The organism is Bacillus sp. Bwzl_19 (assembly GCF_054900515.1).
Window position 1 is genome coordinate 545,665 of sequence record NZ_CM142729.1, and the last position, 22,545, is coordinate 568,209.

The 22,545-nt window shown below is 48.2% G+C and carries 18 protein-coding genes, 4 tRNA genes and 3 rRNA genes; 18 read left to right on the forward strand and 7 right to left on the reverse strand.

The window, feature by feature from the left end; genetic code table 11:
* The first annotated feature begins 59 nt into the window (after nt 1-59).
* Entirely contained in the window at nt 60-746 is a 687-nt protein-coding gene (locus ACW5MY_RS02860) for a FadR/GntR family transcriptional regulator (RefSeq protein WP_088612242.1), read from the forward strand.
* The gene (locus ACW5MY_RS02865; RefSeq protein ID WP_289394175.1) at nt 736-1,950 is read left to right on the forward strand and encodes a CynX/NimT family MFS transporter; all 1,215 of its coding nucleotides are present in this window, start codon (nt 736-738) and stop codon (nt 1,948-1,950) included. The genes ACW5MY_RS02860 and ACW5MY_RS02865 overlap by 11 nt, the downstream gene beginning before the upstream one ends.
* Before the next feature lie 59 nt (nt 1,951-2,009).
* Here the strand turns inward: ACW5MY_RS02865 and ACW5MY_RS02870 are convergent, their stop codons facing one another.
* The 6 genes from ACW5MY_RS02870 to ACW5MY_RS02895 all read right to left on the reverse strand — a co-directional run bounded on the left by ACW5MY_RS02870 (nt 2,010) and on the right by ACW5MY_RS02895 (nt 6,660).
* On the reverse strand, nt 2,010-2,324 hold the full coding sequence (locus ACW5MY_RS02870) for a DMT family transporter (RefSeq protein ID WP_065521824.1): 315 nt from the start codon (nt 2,322-2,324) through the stop codon (nt 2,010-2,012).
* Nucleotides 2,324-2,653, reverse strand: a complete 330-nt coding sequence (locus tag ACW5MY_RS02875) for a DMT family transporter (protein ID WP_065521825.1) — start codon at nt 2,651-2,653, stop codon at nt 2,324-2,326. The genes ACW5MY_RS02870 and ACW5MY_RS02875 overlap by 1 nt, the downstream gene beginning before the upstream one ends.
* Nucleotides 2,654-2,724: 71 nt before the next feature.
* Nucleotides 2,725-3,306, reverse strand: a complete 582-nt coding sequence (locus ACW5MY_RS02880; protein WP_289394176.1) for a TetR family transcriptional regulator — start codon at nt 3,304-3,306, stop codon at nt 2,725-2,727.
* Nucleotides 3,307-3,404: 98 nt separating this feature from the next.
* Nucleotides 3,405-4,967, reverse strand: a complete 1,563-nt coding sequence (locus tag ACW5MY_RS02885) for an APC family permease (protein ID WP_289394177.1) — start codon at nt 4,965-4,967, stop codon at nt 3,405-3,407.
* A gap of 257 nt (nt 4,968-5,224) precedes the next feature.
* Nucleotides 5,225-6,079: a manganese catalase family protein gene (locus ACW5MY_RS02890; RefSeq protein WP_013351172.1), complete on the reverse strand. Its 855-nt coding sequence runs from the start codon at nt 6,077-6,079 to the stop codon at nt 5,225-5,227.
* Between the two features lie 113 nt (nt 6,080-6,192).
* Nucleotides 6,193-6,660, reverse strand: coding sequence for an SRPBCC family protein (locus ACW5MY_RS02895; protein ID WP_013351173.1), 468 nt, complete (start codon nt 6,658-6,660; stop codon nt 6,193-6,195).
* A gap of 128 nt (nt 6,661-6,788) precedes the next feature.
* Here ACW5MY_RS02895 and ACW5MY_RS02900 point away from each other — a divergent pair, with 128 nt between their 5' ends.
* The 14 genes from ACW5MY_RS02900 to tsaD all read left to right on the forward strand — a co-directional run bounded on the left by ACW5MY_RS02900 (nt 6,789) and on the right by tsaD (nt 19,087).
* Complete coding sequence (locus ACW5MY_RS02900; protein ID WP_013351174.1) at nt 6,789-7,790, forward strand: NADPH:quinone oxidoreductase family protein; 1,002 nt, start codon at nt 6,789-6,791, stop codon at nt 7,788-7,790.
* A 429-nt stretch (nt 7,791-8,219) separates the two neighbouring features.
* The gene (locus ACW5MY_RS02905) at nt 8,220-9,638 is read left to right on the forward strand and encodes a sugar porter family MFS transporter (protein WP_013351175.1); all 1,419 of its coding nucleotides are present in this window, start codon (nt 8,220-8,222) and stop codon (nt 9,636-9,638) included.
* Between the two features lie 306 nt (nt 9,639-9,944).
* Nucleotides 9,945-10,021, forward strand: a tRNA-Arg gene (locus tag ACW5MY_RS02910).
* An 8-nt stretch (nt 10,022-10,029) separates the two neighbouring features.
* Nucleotides 10,030-10,103 (forward strand) — tRNA-Gly (locus ACW5MY_RS02915).
* A gap of 161 nt (nt 10,104-10,264) precedes the next feature.
* Nucleotides 10,265-11,814 (forward strand): 16S ribosomal RNA (locus tag ACW5MY_RS02920).
* A 174-nt stretch (nt 11,815-11,988) separates the two neighbouring features.
* A 23S ribosomal RNA gene (locus tag ACW5MY_RS02925) occupies nt 11,989-14,918 on the forward strand.
* A 51-nt stretch (nt 14,919-14,969) separates the two neighbouring features.
* Nucleotides 14,970-15,085 (forward strand): 5S ribosomal RNA (rrf, locus tag ACW5MY_RS02930).
* Together the 16S, 23S and 5S rRNA genes with 4 tRNA genes alongside form the textbook arrangement of a ribosomal RNA operon.
* Before the next feature lie 19 nt (nt 15,086-15,104).
* Nucleotides 15,105-15,181: transfer RNA gene (locus ACW5MY_RS02935), tRNA-Met, on the forward strand.
* An 11-nt stretch (nt 15,182-15,192) separates the two neighbouring features.
* Nucleotides 15,193-15,269, forward strand: a tRNA-Asp gene (locus ACW5MY_RS02940).
* Nucleotides 15,270-15,448: 179 nt separating this feature from the next.
* The gene (gene thiL / locus ACW5MY_RS02945) at nt 15,449-16,426 is read left to right on the forward strand and encodes a thiamine-phosphate kinase (protein WP_014469832.1); all 978 of its coding nucleotides are present in this window, start codon (nt 15,449-15,451) and stop codon (nt 16,424-16,426) included.
* Nucleotides 16,427-16,441: 15 nt separating this feature from the next.
* Complete coding sequence (gene tsaE / locus ACW5MY_RS02950; RefSeq protein ID WP_013351177.1) at nt 16,442-16,918, forward strand: tRNA (adenosine(37)-N6)-threonylcarbamoyltransferase complex ATPase subunit type 1 TsaE; 477 nt, start codon at nt 16,442-16,444, stop codon at nt 16,916-16,918.
* Nucleotides 16,899-17,588, forward strand: a complete 690-nt coding sequence (gene tsaB / locus ACW5MY_RS02955; RefSeq protein ID WP_013351178.1) for a tRNA (adenosine(37)-N6)-threonylcarbamoyltransferase complex dimerization subunit type 1 TsaB — start codon at nt 16,899-16,901, stop codon at nt 17,586-17,588. The genes tsaE and tsaB overlap by 20 nt, the downstream gene beginning before the upstream one ends.
* A 10-nt stretch (nt 17,589-17,598) precedes the next feature.
* A complete protein-coding gene (rimI, locus tag ACW5MY_RS02960; RefSeq protein WP_013351179.1) occupies nt 17,599-18,054 on the forward strand; it encodes a ribosomal protein S18-alanine N-acetyltransferase in 456 nt (151 codons plus the stop codon).
* Nucleotides 18,047-19,087 carry a tRNA (adenosine(37)-N6)-threonylcarbamoyltransferase complex transferase subunit TsaD gene (gene tsaD / locus ACW5MY_RS02965; protein WP_013351180.1) on the forward strand — a complete coding sequence of 347 codons (1,041 nt, stop codon included), beginning with the start codon at nt 18,047-18,049 and terminating at the stop codon, nt 19,085-19,087. Before rimI ends, tsaD begins: the two co-directional genes overlap by 8 nt.
* Before the next feature lie 224 nt (nt 19,088-19,311).
* On the opposite strand, the gene ACW5MY_RS02970 is transcribed toward tsaD, so the two are convergent.
* On the reverse strand, nt 19,312-21,240 hold the full coding sequence (locus ACW5MY_RS02970; RefSeq protein ID WP_014469833.1) for an ABC-F family ATP-binding cassette domain-containing protein: 1,929 nt from the start codon (nt 21,238-21,240) through the stop codon (nt 19,312-19,314).
* Between the two features lie 139 nt (nt 21,241-21,379).
* Here ACW5MY_RS02970 and moaC point away from each other — a divergent pair, with 139 nt between their 5' ends.
* Nucleotides 21,380-21,892: a cyclic pyranopterin monophosphate synthase MoaC gene (gene moaC, locus ACW5MY_RS02975; RefSeq protein ID WP_003155986.1), complete on the forward strand. Its 513-nt coding sequence runs from the start codon at nt 21,380-21,382 to the stop codon at nt 21,890-21,892.
* Nucleotides 21,889-22,536 carry a redox-sensing transcriptional repressor Rex gene (locus ACW5MY_RS02980; protein ID WP_013351182.1) on the forward strand — a complete coding sequence of 216 codons (648 nt, stop codon included), beginning with the start codon at nt 21,889-21,891 and terminating at the stop codon, nt 22,534-22,536. The genes moaC and ACW5MY_RS02980 overlap by 4 nt, the downstream gene beginning before the upstream one ends.
* Nucleotides 22,537-22,545 lie beyond the last annotated feature (9 nt).

Consider the following 22,545-nt stretch of genomic DNA (forward strand, 5'->3'; position numbering starts at 1 on the left):
GATTTTATGTTATATTATCCAATGATAGAATCATCCTACAAATTACATGAGGTGTTTTGATGGATATATCCAAAACAAGCAGACTGTCGCTCGTAGAACAAGTGGTGGCGCAAATTGAATCGTTAATTCAATCGGATAAATGGCCGGTCGGGACGCGCATTCCCCCTGAGCTGGATTTAATGAAGCAATTTGATGTGAGCCGAAACACGCTGCGTGAGGCCATCCGGGCGCTCGTACATGCCGGCCTGCTTCAGACAAGGCAGGGAAGCGGTACGTATGTCAGCTCATCCAGTGTCCTCGGCGCGGCATTTTACCGTCACATAAAAAAATCAAATTTGCTTGAAACATTGGAAGTCAGATACGCACTTGAAAGAGAAGCCGCACGATTGGCGGCCCAAAGGCGTACTGATGAAGACTTGGAGGCACTGAAGGCATGTCTGGATGAATGTGAAGCGGCCTTGCAAAACGAAGATCGAAAACGGTATGCCGAAGCCGACATTAAGCTGCACAAAACAATTGTACAGGCGGCCCATAACAATATGCTTTCTGATCTATACGAACATATGACGGAGGCGCTTTGTGCGTCAGTCCATAACCTTTTGGAAATCACCCCTGATATCAGGGTCCACAGCCAGCTTGCCGATGCGATTGCCGGACAGAAACCGGATCAGGCCATGGAGGCTGTCAATCAATACATCACAGGATTTAAAGATACAATACACATGGAGGATAAACATGAAAATTGAAGACGAACATCAAATGTTACAAGCAAGTCAGCGTAAGAAACTGATCTTGCTGATCATCGGAGTCATATTGATAGGGGCCAATCTCAGAGCGCCTCTGACATCGGTCGGACCGCTGGTTTCCTCAATTCGGGACAGCCTCGGAATGACCAATGCGGCTGCCGGCACCATTACCACAGTGCCGCTCTTGGCCTTTGCATGTCTGTCGCCGTTTGTTACTTTATTGTCCCGGCGCTTCGGAACTGAACTTGTCTTACTGTCATCATTAATTATTCTGACAGCCGGTATCCTGCTGCGCTCAATCGCCGGGATCGGCACTCTCTTTTTCGGGACGATCCTGTTGGGATTGTCGATTGCTGTATGCAACGTACTGCTGCCGAGCCTCATTAAACATAAGTTTCCGGGAAATTTAGGCGTCATGACCGGCGTCTACTCGGTTTCTATGAATCTATGCGGCGCGATTGCATCCGGCATCAGCGTACCGATCGCCTACTCAGCTGGATTGGGCTGGAAAGGCGCGCTCGGCTGCTGGGGCATTCTTTCTTTAATAGCGTTCGTCATGTGGATTCCGCAAATGAGGGGACGCGAACTGCCCGTCCGCACGCCGGGGGCAGACGGAGGGAAGAAAAGCAGTCTGCTGCGGTCCCCGCTGGCTTGGAAGGTGACGATGTTTATGGGCCTGCAATCCCTTATTTTTTACACAGTCATCGCTTGGCTGCCGGAAATTCTTCAGCAGAATGGACTCAGCTCAAGCAGGGCGGGATGGATGCTTTCGTTAATGCAGTTCTCACTCCTGCCGATTACCTTTATCGTGCCGATCGCTGCCGCTAAAATGAAAAATCAGCGCGCTCTCGCCGGACTGACGGCCTTATTTTTCCTCATCGGCATTGCCGGTGTTCTTTGCGGGAGCCCGTCTCTTACTCCGCTATGGGTCATTTTGATCGGAATTGCGGGAGGCTGTGCGTTCAGTCTGGCGATGATGTTTTTCAGCCTGCGGACCCGGCATATTCATGAAGCCGCGGCGCTTTCCGGCATGGCCCAGTCATTCGGATACCTGCTTGCCGCCTTCGGGCCGCTTGTATTCGGCCTGCTGCATGACATCACGCACGGCTGGACGGTTCCGTTATTCATGCTGATCGCAGTCTCCGTTCTGATCTTTATTTTCGGAGTCGGAGCGGGAAAAGCAGAACAGATCAAAACAGCATAAAAAAACAAAGGACCCGAGACGGGTCCTTTGTTTTTTATCTGAAAAGCAGTCTCCGACCATCATGTCGTCAGTTTTAAACCGATGACACCGATGAGGATAAGCCCCAGAGACACCAATTGTGACAGATTGAATTTTTCTTTAAACCAGAGTATGCCCACGGCCGAAACGCCGATGCTTCCCATGCCGGTCCAAGCCGCATACGCAACACCTGTGGGAAGGACCTGCATCGCTTCAGAAAGACAAAAGAATGAAAGCATAAAGCCTGTTGTCATGATAATCAGCGGCCACTTTTTCTTAAAGCCGTCAATATGTTTCATGGCAACGGCCGCTACAACTTCTTCCGCTCCGGCAATAAATAACAGCAGCCAAGCCATTAATGTTCACCCCTTGTTTTACTTTCTTTCGTAAATACCTTCATTCCTAAAATGCCGGACAGCAGCAAAGCCAAAAAGAATATCTGCCCGATTGAAAAAGGTTCTCCTAAAATAACCCCCGTTACATATGTGCCGACCGTGCCTATTCCGACAAAAACGGTATACGCGGCAGCCATGGGGATTTTTTTGTAAGAGCGGATCAACATCAGAAAGCTGACGGCAATCAGAAGGAAAATACCAATCCAATCAATGAGCGAATCCGCATGCTTCAGGGCAGACGCCCAAATCACTTCTAACAGTCCGGCTATCAGTACAAGCAGCCAATACATTTACAGTCACCTCAATTATGAATGAATGTCAGTCATTTTTATGGCGGTCAAAAATGATCGGTCTCTGCCAATCATTTCTGCAAGCTTCTTTTAAGAAAGCTGAATATTTCTTTTTTATACACTTCGAGATCGACATCCTGTTCACAGCCGATATAAAATCGTTCAGCCGCGTTCTCGACAACGTTGATAATCGTTCTGGCCGTCCATCTGACATGAATGCCGCTGATAACCACATTCTGCTCAATGGCGGTATTGATCACGTCTTCCAGCCAGGAATAATAAGGCTGATAAATGGCCTCCCATTTTTCCATTGAGTGATCGATGGCAAGACCGGAATAACAGAGGACGATAATATCTTTATGAAGCTGGGTGATGTGAAATGTCTCATCAACCAAAATGTCCAGCACCGTCCAAAAATCTTCCGTGCCGTCGGTTTTCCCTTTAATTCTGTCCAGCGTAAGGTCGAGCAGGTTTTCTGCAATCGCTGATATCAGTGCGTTTTTGGAAGAAAAATATAAGTAAAACGTACCTTGGGCCGTTCCGGCTTTTTTGACGATTTCTGAAATGGATGCTTTGTCTAACCCTTTTTCAGAAATGACTTCAATCGCGGCTTGCAGGATCTTTTCATATTTTCCCGAGCTTTGTTTTGCCAATAGAGGGATTCCTCCTTTGTGAATGACTGTCATTCATTTTATCATATGATTGTTTTTTTGTCATCCTTAACAGAGATCGTGCTTCTTTCCGGCATTCGTCATTTATCACTGTCGATTATAGCCTTCGGCAGCCCTGTATATTTTGCCCAGTAATAAATGCCGAGCGAACCGATGGCGATCAGAATCAGGTCAAGCGGATTGCTGATAATGCCCAATCCATGGCCGAACGAGCCGATATAGGAGAAAATCAGCATCATGACATAAAAACCGACGATCCACCAGGCTGATTTCAGCTGCTGCCGTATGCTGACATCATCTTTAGGGGCATATTTACTGAAACAGAGGTAGACGAGAAACATGACAATTTGAGAACCGAGAAGCCAGGAAACAGTGCGCCAGCCGGACCAATATACAATATAAGAAGTAAAAATAAATGACAGCGGTCCGATAATGCTCATACCCTTTAAATAAAACGGTCTGTTAATATTCTTCGCGTTTACCCTCAACGCTGCTGAAGAAATCGGCGCAATCGCATAAGACAGAATCAATGCGACGGAGCATACGTTGAAGAGAGCGTTCCAGGAAGGGAACGGCAGCGTCCAAAAAACAGCCAGACCGAACGAGAGCCAAAGAGAGGCACGCGGTGTTCCGGTTTCTTTATTGACTTTAGAAAAGATGCTGAATAATGTTCCGTTTCTGGCCCAGGCATAGACGAGACGTGAAGTCGTATTCATAAAGATATTTCCGTTGCCGCCCGGTGATAAAATCGCATCTAAAATAACCAATGTCGCCAGCCACCCTAAACCGAGTAAAACGGCGATATCTTTGAACGGAAGGGAGAATTCCTGCCCGATAGCCGGCCATCCGTGCTTCAGTGTGTCTCCCGGAATCGCCCCGATAAAAGTGATCTGCAGCACGGTGTAAATTATGGTAGAAACAATAATACAGACAATTAATGCGATCGGAATGTTGCGCTTCGGATTCTGCACTTCACTGGCGACAGCTACAATAGGGTGCAGCCCGAGGTAGGCAAACATGACACCGCCTGTGGAAATCGCCGCCTGAATACCGGTGAAACCAAAAGGCGCAAATCCGTGAACGGTCATATTGCCCGGGTGAAAATGAAAAATCAGTACCACAATAACCGTAATCGGAACGACGTATTTAAAAATCGAAATAATGAAGTTTGCTTTCGCAAAGGTTTTGACACTCCAGTAATTGAGGAGGAAGAACAGGCAGAGCAGCGCAAATTGCAATATCCACCCGGCAATTGTCGGCGAATCGGAGCCTTTTACGGTCAAACCGGGAAACCAATACGCCACGTATTGGCGGACTGCCGTGACTTCTATAGAAATAAGGCTCGTGTATGCCACAATGGTGACAAAGGAAATTAAATATCCGACGAGATGTCCATGTGAATAAACGGGATACCGGATAATTCCTCCGGTCCGCGGCAGAGCGGCGCCCAGTTCCGCGTAAACCAAGCCGATCAATAAGATAATCCCCCCGCCGATCAGCCAGGAAAAAGCCCCTGATGGACCCGCTTTAGAGGCGACGTTACTGACGGCAAACAGCCATGCCGAACCGAATATGGCTCCCATGCCGATTAAAATAAGATCAAATAGTGATATGGATTTCTGGAAGTTTCCTTGCTTAGACATTCGCTGCCTCCTTAAAAAGACATTGTTCTATTTACATAATTCCCATTATCATTCGAACATACCCAGCCGGCCGGCTGGAAAATTAGGACAACTTTCGAGTTGATGGTATGTACAGCAATGTGCTCAAATTATAATGGAGTGACTTGAAAAACGGCCGTATCTCAAGATCTCCCCGCATATATTCCCTGTTTTGACCGCGTTCAAACCTCATTCCCATAAAAATTAAAAAAACGCCCGAACGAAGCAGGCGTTTTTTATTACAAGTTCATATCTTTCAGTCCTGGGCTGTGCTCATTCGGAAGCTCCGGAAGCTCAGGCACAGGAAAACCTTTAGGCGGTTCGGACACACTTAATTCGCCGCCGTTTCGGCTCGGCGTCGTTCCCTGCAGAATTTCTCCGATCCGTGTCGGGTCCAGCCTGAAATTAAATTGGGTATTATGATAACCCATCTCAACGAATTTCCGGCATTCCGGATATTTTTCAATATCATAATTCGGCACGGGGAATAATTTCCCCCATTCAACACCCAGAGTTTCCAGCGCTTTTGTAAAAGCATTTTGATGGGCGTTGTCACGGACAATCAGGAAACCGAGTGTTTCTCTGAACGTCTGATTTGAACTCATTTCATAAATGCGCGTTTTTTGCAGAACGCCGGTTGATTCCAGCACAACATTGTCCAATAAGTCGGCAATCAGATTACCGTGATTGTAGACCCAAGAGCCATTCCATGGGTTGCCGCTGGCATCTGCAGGCAGGGAACTTTGCGCCCCGATAATATAATGGTGCGGATTGGCATGCTTCACCGCTTCATCAATCGGCGCCTGATCTGCTGCCTGATTTCCGGCACCCTCAGCGCCGCTTTCGTCGAGCAGCGCATTAATCGTATTCTGGACGAGCTCAACGTGTGCAATTTCTTCTAAAAATACACCGCGAAGCAGGTCGCGGAACTGCTTTTCTTTTCCTCTGAAATTAGAGCTTTGGAAAAAGTATTGCATCATCGTCCGCATTTCCCCGTAATGCCCGCCTAAAATTTCCTGAAGCACCTTGGCTGCGGCCGGGTCCGGCTTGTCCGGTTTAATGATATTGATCAGCTCTTCTTTGTAATAATACACAAACAGCGCCCCCTGAAATAAGTTTTCGGTTCTTCTGTTAGTGTCTTTGCAAAGTCGATTTTTATGTATCGGCAGCAAACAAAGGGACGGAAAGCGTATCCCGTCCCTTTGTTTTAAGCTTCGACCGCCCCGCGGAGTTTTGTGTTCACAAGTCCGTTCCATCCTTGATCCATTGTACTGTGAATCTCAGAGCTTTTCCGATTGACTTTATTGATGACGGCATCCGGTTCTTTCCATCCGCCGTGAATGAGAGTGAATTCCGTATCTCCGCTTTCCGTTTCTTTTAAGACAAAAGAAACGATCCAGCCCTCCGTATCCCACGAAAAAGAAAGACGGTATGGCGCCTCGATATCCAACAGCTTGCACGGAGATGGACCGAATGGGGATTCCAGCTGAAACTCACTGTCTTCCTGAGGCGTGAAATCATTCGGCATAAACCAGAGGGACAGTCCGTCTGCAGTGGAGACCGTATCCCAGACAACTTGTATCGGCGCCTTGAAAACGGCGGTATGAATAATGTCCGGTAATGTTTGATTACCGCTGTTGCTGTTTTTGTTATCATTGTTTTGTTTATCAGACATGCTGTGTAACCACTCTTTCGCTGTTTTTTCTTTTGATCATACTACACAGGGCAGGACATTTGAAAACAAATCAAACTTATTTTATGCTTTTCCAAAGCAATTCAATTCATTTTAAGGGAGACGTAGTGATGACAGATCAATTTAAAGCGTTAGTAGTCGATCAACGTGAAGACCGGTTTTCAGTAAGCGTACGGCAGCTGGCTGTTCAGGACCTTCCCGAGGGCGAAGTGCTGATTAAGGTTTGCTATTCAGGCGTGAATTATAAAGACAGCTTGGCCGCCATTCCGGACGGCAAGATCGTAACCTCGTATCCTTTCGTACCGGGAATTGATTTAGCGGGAATCGTTGTTTCCTCAGATGACGACCGATTCAAAGAAGGGGACAAAGTTATTGCGACAAGCTACGGCATAGGTGTTTCCCACTTCGGCGGCTATAGCGGGATGGCCCGCATTCCGGCAGATTGGGTTGTGCCTCTGCCTGATGGTTTGACACTTAAAGAAGCCATGACGATCGGAACCGCCGGTTTCACGGCTGCGTTGTCCGTTCAGCGGCTTGAAGAAAACCATGCCGCCCCTGAAAAAGGGAAGGTCCTGGTGACGGGAGCAACAGGCGGTGTCGGAAGCTTTGCGGTTTCCATTCTTTCTTCCTTAGGTTTTGACGTTGAGGCCAGTACGGGAAAAGAAGAAGAAAGCGCCTATTTGAAAAGTCTCGGAGCGAAGACGGTTATTTACCGTGACGAAGTTTATAACGGCACGTTAAAACCGATGCAAAAACAAAAATGGGCAGCGGCCGTCGATCCGGTCGGAGGTGAGCCGCTTGCGTCAGTTCTCAGTCAGATTCAGTACGGCGGGGCAGTGGCAGTGAGCGGACTGACAGCCGGAACGAAACTCCCGGCTACTGTATTCCCGTTTATATTGCGCGGCGTCAGTCTCTTGGGAATCGATTCCGTATTCTGTCCAATGGAAATAAGAAAGAAAACATGGCAGCGTTTAGCTGATGATTTCAAGCCTGCAGATCTGGAGGCCTTTATTCAAAAGGAAATTACACTTGAGGAGCTGCCGGACACGCTTCCTGCTCTCTTAAAAGGAGAAGCGAGAGGAAGAACGATCGTTAAATTGAATGAAGAATAAAGCGAAAACCCTCAACATTAGTTGGGGGTTTTTTCAATATATAATCAATTATTGGTTAAAAGTAAGGTTAAATATTGAGTAAGTTATAAAAGTAAGCTGATTATAAATATGAAATGATTATATATAGGTCACATATAGATAAATTATAAAATTTTCTGAAATATTTATTGACTGAAAGCGCTTTTAAAATTATGATAATAACATAAGTGCCAATAATATCATTATAACTTCACTACAAAGTAACTATAAAATAACAATTTGTCGGAAGGGAAGTGAATATTAATTATAAATGATAACGCTTTCATATTGATTTCTTCATTATAGGACTGTTTTGGGCGGTCGGAGCATGTGTGCAGACGGTATAGGTGTAAATATCGATAACTGAATATTCAGGTATTATCTCAGCATAAAAGCTAGGAGGATTTGAAGATGAATAAAAATAGCAGCCAGTATTCATTTTTGAGGACCATCATTTTAGTATCGACGTTCGGAGGACTTCTTTTCGGCTACGATACAGGTGTAATTAATGGAGCGCTGCCGTTTATGGCGGAACCTGATCAGCTTAATCTTACGGCTCTGACTGAGGGCATGGTGGCAAGCTCCCTGCTCTTGGGCGCTGCGATCGGCGCGGTTTTTGGCGGGCGGCTGTCGGATTATAATGGCAGACGTAAAAATATCCTTATCCTTGCCGTTCTGTTCTTTGTGGCGACGCTTGGATGTACGCTGGCGCCTAATGTATCGGTTATGATTATCTCTCGTTTTCTGCTGGGGCTTGCTGTCGGGGGAGCGTCCGTAACAGTTCCGGCATACTTGGCTGAAATGTCTCCGGCGGAAAGTCGCGGGAGAATGGTTACCCAAAATGAACTGATGATTGTAACGGGCCAGCTGCTTGCCTTTACGTGTAATGCTATTATCGGCAATGTGCTCGGTGATACCTCTCATGCCTGGCGTTACATGCTTGTTATCGCGGCGCTTCCGGCGGTATTCTTGTTTTTCGGTATGCTTAAAGTTCCTGAGAGTCCGCGCTGGCTGGTTTCTAAAGGAAGAAAAGAAGATGCTCTGCGCGTACTCCGGAGAATACGCAATGAAGAAAAAGCAAAGTCTGAGCTTGCTGAGATTGAATCTGCTTTTCATAAGGAAGCGGAGATGGAGCAGGCGACATTTAAGGACCTTGCCGTCCCGTGGGTGCGCCGCATTGTGTTTATCGGAATCGGAATTGCGGTAGTGCAGCAGCTCACCGGCGTAAATTCAATTATGTACTATGGAACTCAAATTTTAAAAGATGCCGGCTTCGAAACAAAGGCTGCATTGATCGGCAATATCGCTAACGGTGTGATTTCTGTGCTCGCGACTTTTGTGGGCATATGGCTTCTCGGCAAAGTCGGCCGCCGCCCGATGCTGATGACGGGGCTGATCGGAACGACTGTCGTCCTGCTGCTGATCGGGATTCTGTCTGTCATGCTGAAAGGATCGCCTGCACTTCCTTATGTGATTCTTTCATTAACCGTCACTTTCCTTGCGTTTCAGCAGGGAGCTGTCTCTCCGGTGACCTGGCTGATGCTGTCGGAGATATTCCCGCTTCGATTGCGGGGGCTCGGTATGGGAGTCACTGTCTTCTGCCTCTGGATCGTGAACTTCCTTGTCGGTTTGACTTTCCCGGTTCTGCTCGCAAACATCGGGTTGTCTGCAACCTTCTTCATCTTTGTCCTGTTAGGGATAGCGTCCGTCATATTCGTAAAAAGGTTCCTGCCGGAAACAAAAGGTCTTTCGCTCGAACAGCTTGAACAAAATTTCCGCGCCTATGAAAAAACAGATCGAAAAACCGTTGAAGCCGAGGTGAGCGGGTAATCAGGAGAGAAGCAGGGTTTTTAGGGATCCTGCTTTTTCATTCTTTTATTATATAGAAGGAAATAATAAGCGAGAAAAAAGTTGTGTAAAAGTGTTGACGTGTTTTAAGGGGCGTGGTATATTATTAAACGTCGCTGATGAACAAAGCGGTAACGCCAAATGAGAAAATGTTTTTTTGAAAAAAGACTTTACAAATTCTCATAAGTGTGTATAATAAATGAGGTCGAGAAAAAGACTTCGAAACAAAATGAAAAAACGCTTGACATCATAACTGATTAGTGGTATGATAGTTAAGTCGCCTGATAAGCGCCCGTAGCTCAATTGGATAGAGCGTTTGACTACGGATCAAAAGGTTAGGGGTTCGACTCCTCTCGGGCGCGCCAATTTAAATGCGGGTGTAGTTTAGTGGTAAAACCTCAGCCTTCCAAGCTGATGTCGTGAGTTCGATTCTCATCACCCGCTCCATTATAATGATCTTTGAAAACTAAACAAGACAAAACGTACCTGTTAATTCAAAGTTTTAAATAAATCGCACAGCGATGTGCGTAGTCAGTCAAACTAAGGTCTGCACGACGCAGATCACACAGACGTTACTGCAGGATGCAGTGAACTTAGTCTGTGATCCATTATCGGAGAGTTTGATCCTGGCTCAGGACGAACGCTGGCGGCGTGCCTAATACATGCAAGTCGAGCGGACAGATGGGAGCTTGCTCCCTGATGTTAGCGGCGGACGGGTGAGTAACACGTGGGTAACCTGCCTGTAAGACTGGGATAACTCCGGGAAACCGGGGCTAATACCGGATGCTTGTTTGAACCGCATGGTTCAGACATAAAAGGTGGCTTCGGCTACCACTTACAGATGGACCCGCGGCGCATTAGCTAGTTGGTGAGGTAACGGCTCACCAAGGCGACGATGCGTAGCCGACCTGAGAGGGTGATCGGCCACACTGGGACTGAGACACGGCCCAGACTCCTACGGGAGGCAGCAGTAGGGAATCTTCCGCAATGGACGAAAGTCTGACGGAGCAACGCCGCGTGAGTGATGAAGGTTTTCGGATCGTAAAGCTCTGTTGTTAGGGAAGAACAAGTGCCGTTCAAATAGGGCGGCACCTTGACGGTACCTAACCAGAAAGCCACGGCTAACTACGTGCCAGCAGCCGCGGTAATACGTAGGTGGCAAGCGTTGTCCGGAATTATTGGGCGTAAAGGGCTCGCAGGCGGTTTCTTAAGTCTGATGTGAAAGCCCCCGGCTCAACCGGGGAGGGTCATTGGAAACTGGGGAACTTGAGTGCAGAAGAGGAGAGTGGAATTCCACGTGTAGCGGTGAAATGCGTAGAGATGTGGAGGAACACCAGTGGCGAAGGCGACTCTCTGGTCTGTAACTGACGCTGAGGAGCGAAAGCGTGGGGAGCGAACAGGATTAGATACCCTGGTAGTCCACGCCGTAAACGATGAGTGCTAAGTGTTAGGGGGTTTCCGCCCCTTAGTGCTGCAGCTAACGCATTAAGCACTCCGCCTGGGGAGTACGGTCGCAAGACTGAAACTCAAAGGAATTGACGGGGGCCCGCACAAGCGGTGGAGCATGTGGTTTAATTCGAAGCAACGCGAAGAACCTTACCAGGTCTTGACATCCTCTGACAATCCTAGAGATAGGACGTCCCCTTCGGGGGCAGAGTGACAGGTGGTGCATGGTTGTCGTCAGCTCGTGTCGTGAGATGTTGGGTTAAGTCCCGCAACGAGCGCAACCCTTGATCTTAGTTGCCAGCATTCAGTTGGGCACTCTAAGGTGACTGCCGGTGACAAACCGGAGGAAGGTGGGGATGACGTCAAATCATCATGCCCCTTATGACCTGGGCTACACACGTGCTACAATGGGCAGAACAAAGGGCAGCGAAACCGCGAGGTTAAGCCAATCCCACAAATCTGTTCTCAGTTCGGATCGCAGTCTGCAACTCGACTGCGTGAAGCTGGAATCGCTAGTAATCGCGGATCAGCATGCCGCGGTGAATACGTTCCCGGGCCTTGTACACACCGCCCGTCACACCACGAGAGTTTGTAACACCCGAAGTCGGTGAGGTAACCTTTTTGGAGCCAGCCGCCGAAGGTGGGACAGATGATTGGGGTGAAGTCGTAACAAGGTAGCCGTATCGGAAGGTGCGGCTGGATCACCTCCTTTCTAAGGATTTTAACGGAATATAAGACCTTGGGTCTTATAAACAGAACGTTCCCTGTCTTGTTTAGTTTTGAAGGATCATTCGATTCTTCGAGATGTTGTTCTTTGAAAACTAGATAACAGAAGTAATTCACATTCAATTGTAATGCAAGATATCACGTAGTGATTCTTTTTAACGGTTAAGTTAGAAAGGGCGCACGGTGGATGCCTTGGCACTAGGAGCCGATGAAGGACGGGACGAACACCGATATGCTTCGGGGAGCTGTAAGCAAGCTTTGATCCGGAGATTTCCGAATGGGGAAACCCACCACTCGTAATGGAGTGGTATCCATATCTGAATACATAGGATATGAGAAGGCAGACCCGGGGAACTGAAACATCTAAGTACCCGGAGGAAGAGAAAGCAAATGCGATTCCCTGAGTAGCGGCGAGCGAAACGGGACCAGCCCAAACCAAGAGGCTTGCCTCTTGGGGTTGTAGGACACTCTGTACGGAGTTACAAAGGAACGAGGTAGATGAAGAGGTCTGGAAAGGCCCGCCATAGGAGGTAACAGCCCTGTAGTCAAAACTTCGTTCTCTCCTGAGTGGATCCTGAGTACGGCGGAACACGTGAAATTCCGTCGGAATCCGGGAGGACCATCTCCCAAGGCTAAATACTCCCTAGTGACCGATAGTGAACCAGTACCGTGAGGGAAAGGTGAAAAGCACCCCGGAAGGGGAGTGAAAGAGATCCTGAAACCGTGTGCCTACAAGTAGTCAGAGCCCGTTAACGGGTGATGGCGTGCCTTTTGTAGAATGAACCGGCGAGTTACGATCCCGTGCAAGGTTAAGCAGAAGATGCGGAGCCGCAGCGAAAGCGAGTCTGAACAGGGCGAATTAAGTACGTGGTCGTAGACCCGAAACCAGGTGATCTACCCATGTCCAGGGTGAAGTTCAGGTAACACTGAATGGAGGCCCGAACCCACGCACGTTGAAAAGTGCGGGGATGAGGTGTGGGTAGGGGTGAAATGCCAATCGAACCTGGAGATAGCTGGTTCTCTCCGAAATAGCTTTAGGGCTAGCCTCAAGGTAAGAGTCTCGGAGGTAGAGCACTGATTGGACTAGGGGCCCCTACCGGGTTACCGAATTCAGTCAAACTCCGAATGCCGATGACTTATCCTTGGGAGTCAGACTGCGAGTGATAAGATCCGTAGTCGAAAGGGAAACAGCCCAGACCGCCAGCTAAGGTCCCAAAGTATACGTTAAGTGGAAAAGGATGTGGAGTTGCTTAGACAACCAGGATGTTGGCTTAGAAGCAGCCACCATTTAAAGAGTGCGTAATAGCTCACTGGTCGAGTGACTCTGCGCCGAAAATGTACCGGGGCTAAACGTATCACCGAAGCTGCGGACTGTTCTTCGAACAGTGGTAGGAGAGCGTTCTAAGGGCTGTGAAGCAAGACCGGAAGGACTTGTGGAGCGCTTAGAAGTGAGAATGCCGGTATGAGTAGCGAAAGAGGGGTGAGAATCCCCTCCACCGAATGCCTAAGGTTTCCTGAGGAAGGCTCGTCCGCTCAGGGTTAGTCGGGACCTAAGCCGAGGCCGAAAGGCGTAGGCGATGGATAACAGGTTGATATTCCTGTACCACCTCCTCACCATTTGAGCAATGGGGGGACGCAGGAGGATAGGGTAAGCGCGGTATTGGATATCCGCGTCCAAGCAGTTAGGCTGGGAAATAGGCAAATCCGTTTCCCGTGAAGGCTGAGCTGTGATGGCGAGCGAATTATAGTAGCGAAGTTCCTGATTCCACACTGCCAAGAAAAGCCTCTAGCGAGGTGAGAGGTGCCCGTACCGCAAACCGACACAGGTAGGCGAGGAGAGAATCCTAAGGTGATCGAGAGAACTCTCGTTAAGGAACTCGGCAAAATGACCCCGTAACTTCGGGAGAAGGGGTGCTCTGTTAGGGTGCAAGCCCGAGAGAGCCGCAGTGAATAGGCCCAGGCGACTGTTTAGCAAAAACACAGGTCTCTGCGAAGCCGTAAGGCGAAGTATAGGGGCTGACGCCTGCCCGGTGCTGGAAGGTTAAGAGGAGCGCTTAGCGTAAGCGAAGGTGCGAATTGAAGCCCCAGTAAACGGCGGCCGTAACTATAACGGTCCTAAGGTAGCGAAATTCCTTGTCGGGTAAGTTCCGACCCGCACGAAAGGCGCAACGATCTGGGCACTGTCTCAACGAGAGACTCGGTGAAATTATAGTACCTGTGAAGATGCAGGTTACCCGCGACAGGACGGAAAGACCCCGTGGAGCTTTACTGCAGCCTGATATTGAATGTTGGTACAGCTTGTACAGGATAGGTAGGAGCCTTGGAAACCGGAGCGCCAGCTTCGGTGGAGGCATCGGTGGGATACTACCCTGGCTGTATTGACCTTCTAACCCGCCGCCCTTATCGGGCGGGGAGACAGTGTCAGGTGGGCAGTTTGACTGGGGCGGTCGCCTCCTAAAAGGTAACGGAGGCGCCCAAAGGTTCCCTCAGAATGGTTGGAAATCATTCGCAGAGTGTAAAGGCACAAGGGAGCTTGACTGCGAGACCTACAAGTCGAGCAGGGACGAAAGTCGGGCTTAGTGATCCGGTGGTTCCGCATGGAAGGGCCATCGCTCAACGGATAAAAGCTACCCCGGGGATAACAGGCTTATCTCCCCCAAGAGTCCACATCGACGGGGAGGTTTGGCACCTCGATGTCGGCTCATCGCATCCTGGGGCTGTAGTCGGTCCCAAGGGTTGGGCTGTTCGCCCATTAAAGCGGTACGCGAGCTGGGTTCAGAACGTCGTGAGACAGTTCGGTCCCTATCCGTCGCGGGCGCAGGAAATTTGAGAGGAGCTGTCCTTAGTACGAGAGGACCGGGATGGACGCACCGCTGGTGTACCAGTTGTTCTGCCAAGGGCATCGCTGGGTAGCTATGTGCGGACGGGATAAGTGCTGAAAGCATCTAAGCATGAAGCCCCCCTCAAGATGAGATTTCCCATTCCGCAAGGAAGTAAGATCCCTGAAAGATGATCAGGTTGATAGGTCTGAGGTGGAAGTGTGGCGACACATGGAGCTGACAGATACTAATCGATCGAGGACTTAACCAATTTTGAATGTATACTCACTGTTATCTAGTTTTGAGAGAACACTCTCAATGGTTTGGTGGCGATAGCGAAGAGGTCACACCCGTTCCCATGCCGAACACGGAAGTTAAGCTCTTCAGCGCCGATGGTAGTCGGGGGTTTCCCCCTGTGAGAGTAGGACGCCGCCAAGCTTTTCTAAAATTTTATCATCGCGGGGTGGAGCAGTTCGGTAGCTCGTCGGGCTCATAACCCGAAGGTCGCAGGTTCAAATCCTGCCCCCGCAACCAAAAATAAAAATGGTCCGGTAGTTCAGTTGGTTAGAATGCCTGCCTGTCACGCAGGAGGTCGCGGGTTCGAGTCCCGTCCGGACCGCCATTTTCATTGTAAACGAAACGATCATGTTTTCGTTTTTTTTGTGTTTTCTTTTAAATGCTGGCAGCTTGGTATCTAACCAAGCTTTCTTTTATATCGTTAAAGTCTTGGATATTGAAACATAATCCGATACACTAGAAAGAGCTGTTCACAAGAGCGTCAGAAAGGGAGACGGGAGAAACATGGACGAGTTTGATTTGATTCACAGTATTACGCCGCATACGCATTATCATCCTTCCGTCAATGTAGGGATCGGTGATGATGGTGCAGTTTATACAGCATCATCTCATATGCAGCAAATTGTCTGCCTTGATACGATGGTGGAGGATGTCCATTTTAAATCAGAGTATTCCTCTCCTCAAGATATCGGTTATAAGGCGCTTGCTGTTAACATTAGTGATGTGGCGGCGATGGGAGGCATTCCGAAGTTTTATCTGGTATCTCTTGCGGTTCCTTCTTGCTGGCAGAAAGCTGATGTCCAGGCAATGTATGAAGGGATGGCGGAACTGGCGAAACTATACCGGATGGATTTGATCGGAGGAGATACCGTCTCCGCTTCCGGTCAAGCCGTTATTACTGTTACTGTCATCGGAGAAGTCGAAAAGGATCGCGCTTGTCTGCGAAGCTCGGCAAGGCCCGGGGATGTTGTTTTTGTTACGGGAGATATCGGTTCGTCCGCAGCTGGGCTGTCTCTTTTATTGGGAGAAACACCTCCCTCTGCTTTTCACACGAGTGATTATTTTATCAAAAAACATAAACGGCCCGTTCCGAGGGTCCAGGTCGGCCGCTTTTGCTCCCAGCTTCAGCGAGCGGCTCTGAATGATATCAGTGACGGATTGGCCAGTGAGCTGCATGAAATAGCTGAGTCAAGTTCAGTTACGATAGAAATTGAAGAACAGCTTCTGCCCGTGCATCCGGATTTACCTGAGGCGGATCCTCAGTGGGAGAAATGGGTGTTATTCGGCGGTGAAGATTTTGAATTGGTTGGAACGGTATCTCAGCAAGAGTGGACTTCTTTGCTTGATTACTGCACTCAATCAGGCATTCCGATTGCTAAGATTGGAGCAGTTTCTGAACGGAAGGAAGCAAGTGTTCTTATGACAGCCAATGATCAGAGACAAATCGTCCTTGAGAAAAAAGGATACAATCATTTTAAATAAGACGGGTGACTCACTTTGAAGACATTACAATGGAGAACGAAAAACCCCGAAGAAACAAAAGCCGTTGCCAAGCTTGCCGCTTCTTTGGCAAAGCCGGGAGATATTCTGACACTGGAAGGCGACTTAGGCGCGGGAAAAACGACTTTTACAAAGGGTTTTGCCGAAGGTCTGGGGATCACGAGAGTGGTAAACAGCCCGACTTTCACAATTATAAAAGAATACCATGACGGTTCGCTTCCTCTATATCATATGGATGTTTATCGCATGGAGGATGAAAGCGAAGACTTGGGACTTGAAGAATACTTTGAGGGACAAGGCGTCTGTTTAATTGAATGGGCTCATTTAATTCAGGAGCAGCTGCCTGTCGAACGGCTGCAGATCGTCATCAAGAGAGCCGGTGATGAGGAAAGGGACATTACCTTTACGGCTTGCGGAACACGGTATGAAACGCTTTGTGAGGAGATAAGTAAACATGACAATACTGGCAATTGATACGTCAAATTACACGCTGGGTGCCGCGCTCGTTCGTGAAAAAACGGTGATGGCGGAGTATATTACATATTTAAAAAAGAATCATTCCGTGCGGGCGATGCCTGCTGTCAATTCATTGCTGGCGGATTGCGGTTTAACACCGCAGGACCTTACGAAAATAGTAGTGGCGAAAGGGCCGGGATCGTACACAGGTGTCAGAATCGGTGTGACGCTGGCGAAGACATTGGCCTGGTCGCTGAAGCTTCCGATTTCCGCTGTATCGAGCCTGGAGGTGCTGGCGGCTAACGGACGGCACTTTCAAGGGCTGATCTGCCCGTTATTTGACGCCCGTCGCGGACAAGTGTATACGGGTCTTTATGAATATCAGGACGGCCGATTACAATCCGTTCTTCCTGACCAGAATGTGCTTTTGACTGATTGGCTTGGCATGCTGAGAGAAAAAGCGTCTCCGGTTTTATTTTTAGGGCACGATACAGCCATTCATGAAGAAACCATTAAACATGAATTGGCTTCTCAAGCAGTGATAGGAACGGCTGCGCAGCATAATCCGCGGCCGTCAGAGCTGGCGTTTTTAGGCTTGGAAAAAGAAGAAGCGGATGTCCACAGCCTTGTTCCGGATTATTTGCGTCTGGCAGAGGCTGAAGCGAAATGGATGGAATCTCAAAAATAGGGTGATGGGGATGAAAACGAAAACGGCGATTCGAAGCATGCGGCCGGAAGATATTGATCAAATTTATGAAATTGAAACAGCATCCTTCACTTCTCCGTGGACGAAGGATTCATTTTATCATGAGCTTTTGGAAAATCCGTATGCGCACTACCTTGTCATTGAAAAGGACGGCTGTCTGGCAGGTTATTGCGGAATCTGGATTATTATAGATGACGCGCAGATTACGAACATAGCCATTAAGCCGGAATACCGGGGCCAATCATTGGGAGAAGCGCTGTTTGGCTCTGCGATAGAATTGTGCAGAGAAAAAAAGGCAAGAAGGCTCTCTCTCGAAGTCAGGGTCTCAAATCATCCCGCCCAATCCTTATATAAAAAATTCGGTCTTCAGGCCGGAGGAATCAGAAAACAATACTATACAGATAACGGGGAAGATGCGTTATTAATGTGGGTGACATTACATGAGTGAAAAACAAGATATATATGTATTAGGAATCGAAACAAGCTGTGATGAAACAGCGGCTTCAGTCGTGAAAAACGGGAAAGACATCATTTCAAACGTTGTCGCTTCTCAAATTGAAAGCCATAAACGGTTCGGCGGGGTCGTACCTGAAATTGCGTCCAGACATCATGTGGAACAGATTACCCTTGTGATTGAGGAAGCTCTTTTACAAGCGGAGTTGGGCTTAGATGACCTTGACGCGATTGCCGTAACGGAAGGACCGGGTCTTGTCGGGGCTCTTTTAATCGGCGTCAATGCGGCAAAGGCGTTAAGCTTCGCCCATCAAATTCCGTTAGTCGGCGTTCATCATATTGCCGGCCATATTTATGCAAACAGGCTGATAGGAGAGCTTCAGTTCCCGGCGCTTGCTTTGGTTGTGTCGGGCGGACATACGGAATTGGTCTATATGAAAGAGCACGGTTCCTTCGATGTTATCGGTGAAACGCTGGACGATGCAGCAGGTGAAGCATACGACAAAGTGGCAAGAACGATGGGGCTTCCTTATCCGGGAGGACCGCAGATTGATAAGCTGGCTGCTGTGGGAACGGACTCCATTCCGCTTCCGCGCGCGTGGCTGGAAGAAGGGTCTTACAATTTCAGCTTCAGCGGCTTGAAGTCAGCCGTGATTAACACGCTTCATAACGCCTCGCAAAAAAATGAGGTGATTCCTCCGGAGGATCTTGCCGCGAGCTTTCAGCAGAGTGTCATTGATGTACTGACGGCAAAAACCTCTAAGGCCGCGAAAGAATACGGGGTTAAACAAGTGCTGCTTGCAGGGGGCGTAGCCGCGAACAAGGGCTTGAGAGCCGCGCTGCAGCAGGAATTCAGCCATGCGGGAGATCCTGAACTTATCATCCCGCCGCTTTCTTTATGCACGGACAATGCAGCGATGATTGCGGCTGCCGGAACTGTTGCTTTTGAAAAGGGGATTCGGGGTTCATACGATATGAACGGACAGCCTGGTTTGGAATTAATGTCTTTTGATCGTCTCACGTTGTAAAACGTGAGGCTTTTTTTTGACTTATTAACAGATAATTCAAACATATCCACAGGATTGTGTATATATTCAGAAATCCATACTGGATAAGGGGCTGCGAGTTGTGAGTAAAGTGGATAAAATCAGAAAATTTTGTGGATAGTGTGTATAAAGCGCTTACTTAAATGGCTGACAAGGAAGAAAGCTGTGGATAAAAAAGCACCCCTTAAAGAGGTGCTTGACTTTTACTATTCTTCTGATGAGAGTTCTTCCCATTCCGCTAATAATTGTTCCAGCTCTTGATTCAGAGCTTCGTTCTCAGCGTGAATGGTCTGTACTTTTTCATGATCCTGATACACCTCAGGGTCGCACAGCAGCTCCTCATTGGCGCTGATTTTCTCTTCGGCGGATGAGACGGCCGCTTCGATTTCTTCAATGCGTCTCAGGCGCTGCCGCTCTTTCTTCTTCCATTCTTTTTCTTCTTCATATGTTCTTTTCGTGTCTTGTTTGACCTTGCCGGCAGGCTGTGCTTGCTCCTTTTCCTGCCGCTTCATTTCTTCCAGTTCCAGCTGCTGGGCTTTTTTCTCGGTGTAATAGTCATAGTCTCCCAAATATTCTTCTGCATGGTCTTGAGACAGCTCCAGCACTCTTGTGGCGATCCTGTTAATAAAGTAGCGGTCATGCGATACAAATAACAGTGTGCCCGGATAGTCGATCAGGGCGTTTTCCAGCACTTCTTTACTGTCCAGGTCAAGGTGGTTTGTCGGTTCATCAAGGATGAGAAAGTTTGCTTTTTGAAGCATCAGCTTGGCAAGCGCGACTCTTGCTTTCTCACCGCCGCTTAAAGAACGGACCGGTTTCAGGACATCGTCTCCGCTGAACAGAAAATTGCCGAGGCATGTCCTGATCTCTTTTTCCGGCATGTCCGGATATTCATCCCACAGCTCGTCCAAAACGCGTTTGGACGAGGTCAGTTCGGCCTGCTCCTGATCGTAGTAGCCGATTGTGACATTGGAACCGTACGAGATCGACCCGGATTCGGGACTGAGCGTGTTCATAATGGTTTTCAGCAAGGTTGACTTGCCGATTCCGTTGGGTCCGACAAGGGCGGCGCTTTCGCCTCTTGTAACGCCGAAGGTCAGGTTTTTCAAGAGCGGAGGCTGGCCGTCGTAGCTGATGGAGACATCCTGTACGCGAAGCACGTCGTTGCCGCTCTGTTTTGTAATTTCAAAACGGAAGGCCGCTGATTTTTCATCACCGAGCGGCTTTGCCATGACATCCATCCGTTCAAGCTGTTTTCGTCTGCTCTGGGCTCTTTTCGTTGTTGATGCTCTGGCCAGATTGCGGTCGACAAAATCTTGAAGCTTGGCGATTTCGTCCTGCTGTTTTTCATACAGCTTCAGGTCTTTCTCGTACTGCTCGGCTTTTTGTTCTAAATAGGCGCTGTAGTTGCCGAGGTATTTTTTGCTTTCTGTCCGTGAGACCTCGTACACTTGGCTGACGACTTTATCAAGAAAGTATCTGTCGTGGGAGACGATCAGGATGGCGCCAGAATATCCCTGTAAATAATGCTCAAGCCATGTGAGCGTGTCGATGTCGAGATGGTTCGTCGGTTCATCCAAAATAAGCAGATCAGGCTGGGTCAAAAGGAGCTTTCCGAGAGCAAGCCTTGTTTTCTGACCGCCGCTCAGGCTTTGCACTTTCACGGAATCGTCAAATTTGCCGAAGCCGAGGCCGTGAAGGACAGACCGGACATCCGCTTCATATTGATAGCCGCCTTTATTCTTGAAGTCCTGCTGAAGCCTGTCATAGGTTTTCATCAGCGTCTCAAGCTCCGCCGGGGCGGCAGTGGCCATCTTTTCTTCAATAGAGCGCATTTCTTTTTCCATTGCTTTCAGGAAATCAAAAACACTCAGCAATTCTTCTTTTATGGTAAGCTGAGATTCCATGCCTGTGTGCTGGGCAAGGTATCCCATCGTTAATTCTTTCGGTTTGATTAATTCACCCTTTTCATATGAAAGGTGACCTGCGATAATTTTAAGGAGAGTTGATTTGCCGGCTCCGTTTCTGCCTACAATGGCGATGCGATCCCGGGATCTGACTTCAAGCTTTATATTGTTTAAAATAGGATCAGCGCCAAAAGATTTGGATAGCTGATTAATTTGTAAGATCATCATATTATTTCACCTCTGTTATAATAAGTTAAGTGTAGCTTATCAACCTGCTGTCAGCAAACAATACATCAGAATTGGAACATTATAGGATAAGACATCAGGGAGAAAATAGTGTATGATCAGAAGTAAGGAGAGTTTAAATATGAATGGATTTTCTCATTTTAATGAAGAAGGCCGTGCCCGCATGGTGGATATAAGCGATAAATCTTCAACAGTCCGTACTGCCGCTGCGATATCGAGCGTACACATGAAGCATGACGTGTACAGCAGAATCAAAAACCGGGAGATCGGAAAAGGAGACGTGCTGGCTGTCGCACAGGTGGCCGGAATCATGGCTGCAAAGCAGACGTCAGCGATTATCCCGATGTGCCACCCGCTTTCTTTAAGCAGCGTCGACATTTCATTCGGCTGGGAGGAAAAGGATTCCGAAGCCGTTCTTCATATACAGGCAAGCGTAAAAACGAAAGGGAGTACAGGTGTGGAAATGGAAGCGCTAACTTCCGCTTCAGTCTGCGCATTGACCGTTTATGACATGTGCAAGGCGCTGGATAAAGGAATGGTCATCGGCCCGACCTGCCTCATGGAAAAAACGGGCGGCAAAAACGGTGATTTTAAAAGAGATGCATCTGAGTATAAAGTGGAGGACCAATCATGAACAAGGATCAATCAAAAATTCCGCAGGCGACGGCAAAACGGCTGCCGCTTTATTATCGCTTTTTAAAGAATTTACACGCGTCAGGAAAGCAGCGTGTTTCCTCAGCTGAACTGAGCGATGCGGTAAAAGTCGATTCGGCCACGATCCGCCGGGATTTTTCCTATTTCGGGGCGCTCGGCAAAAAAGGATACGGCTATAATGTGGATTACCTGCTGTCATTTTTCAGAAAAACACTGGATCAGGATGAAACGACAAATGTCATTTTGATCGGTGTCGGGAATTTAGGGACAGCGTTTCTTCACTATAATTTCACAAAAAATAATAACACAAAAATATCTATGGCTTTTGATGTGAATCAGAGTAAAATAGGAACTGAGGTAGGCGGTGTGCCTGTCTTTGATCTTGATGATTTAGAGCTTCACATTAAGGATGAACCCGTGGCGATTCTCACCGTTCCGGCGGTTGCCGCTCAGTCAATCACCGACCGGCTCGTGGCGCTCGGAATCAAGGGAATCCTTAACTTTACGCCGGCCCGTTTGAATGTGCCGGATCACATTCGAATTCATCATATAGATTTAGCTGTAGAGCTTCAATCATTGGTTTATTTCTTAAAGCATTATTCTGTTTTGGAAGAAATTGAATAACGAAAGGAG

Excerpts from the sequence above, each read along its gene's own strand:
- ACW5MY_RS02860 (WP_088612242.1), top strand. The coding sequence starts at position 60 with ATGGATATATCCAAAACAAGCAGACTGTCGCTCGTAGAACAAGTGGTG.
- ACW5MY_RS02865 (WP_289394175.1), top strand. The coding sequence starts at position 736 with ATGAAAATTGAAGACGAACATCAAATGTTACAAGCAAGTCAGCGTAAG.
- ACW5MY_RS02870 (WP_065521824.1), bottom strand. The coding sequence starts at position 2,324 with ATGGCTTGGCTGCTGTTATTTATTGCCGGAGCGGAAGAAGTTGTAGCG.
- ACW5MY_RS02875 (WP_065521825.1), bottom strand. The coding sequence starts at position 2,653 with ATGTATTGGCTGCTTGTACTGATAGCCGGACTGTTAGAAGTGATTTGG.
- ACW5MY_RS02885 (WP_289394177.1), bottom strand. The coding sequence starts at position 4,967 with ATGTCTAAGCAAGGAAACTTCCAGAAATCCATATCACTATTTGATCTT.
- ACW5MY_RS02895 (WP_013351173.1), bottom strand. The coding sequence starts at position 6,660 with ATGTCTGATAAACAAAACAATGATAACAAAAACAGCAACAGCGGTAAT.
- ACW5MY_RS02900 (WP_013351174.1), top strand. The coding sequence starts at position 6,789 with ATGACAGATCAATTTAAAGCGTTAGTAGTCGATCAACGTGAAGACCGG.
- ACW5MY_RS02905 (WP_013351175.1), top strand. The coding sequence starts at position 8,220 with ATGAATAAAAATAGCAGCCAGTATTCATTTTTGAGGACCATCATTTTA.
- thiL (WP_014469832.1), top strand. The coding sequence starts at position 15,449 with ATGGACGAGTTTGATTTGATTCACAGTATTACGCCGCATACGCATTAT.
- tsaB (WP_013351178.1), top strand. The coding sequence starts at position 16,899 with ATGACAATACTGGCAATTGATACGTCAAATTACACGCTGGGTGCCGCG.
- rimI (WP_013351179.1), top strand. The coding sequence starts at position 17,599 with ATGAAAACGAAAACGGCGATTCGAAGCATGCGGCCGGAAGATATTGAT.
- tsaD (WP_013351180.1), top strand. The coding sequence starts at position 18,047 with ATGAGTGAAAAACAAGATATATATGTATTAGGAATCGAAACAAGCTGT.
- ACW5MY_RS02970 (WP_014469833.1), bottom strand. The coding sequence starts at position 21,240 with ATGATGATCTTACAAATTAATCAGCTATCCAAATCTTTTGGCGCTGAT.
- moaC (WP_003155986.1), top strand. The coding sequence starts at position 21,380 with ATGAATGGATTTTCTCATTTTAATGAAGAAGGCCGTGCCCGCATGGTG.
- ACW5MY_RS02980 (WP_013351182.1), top strand. The coding sequence starts at position 21,889 with ATGAACAAGGATCAATCAAAAATTCCGCAGGCGACGGCAAAACGGCTG.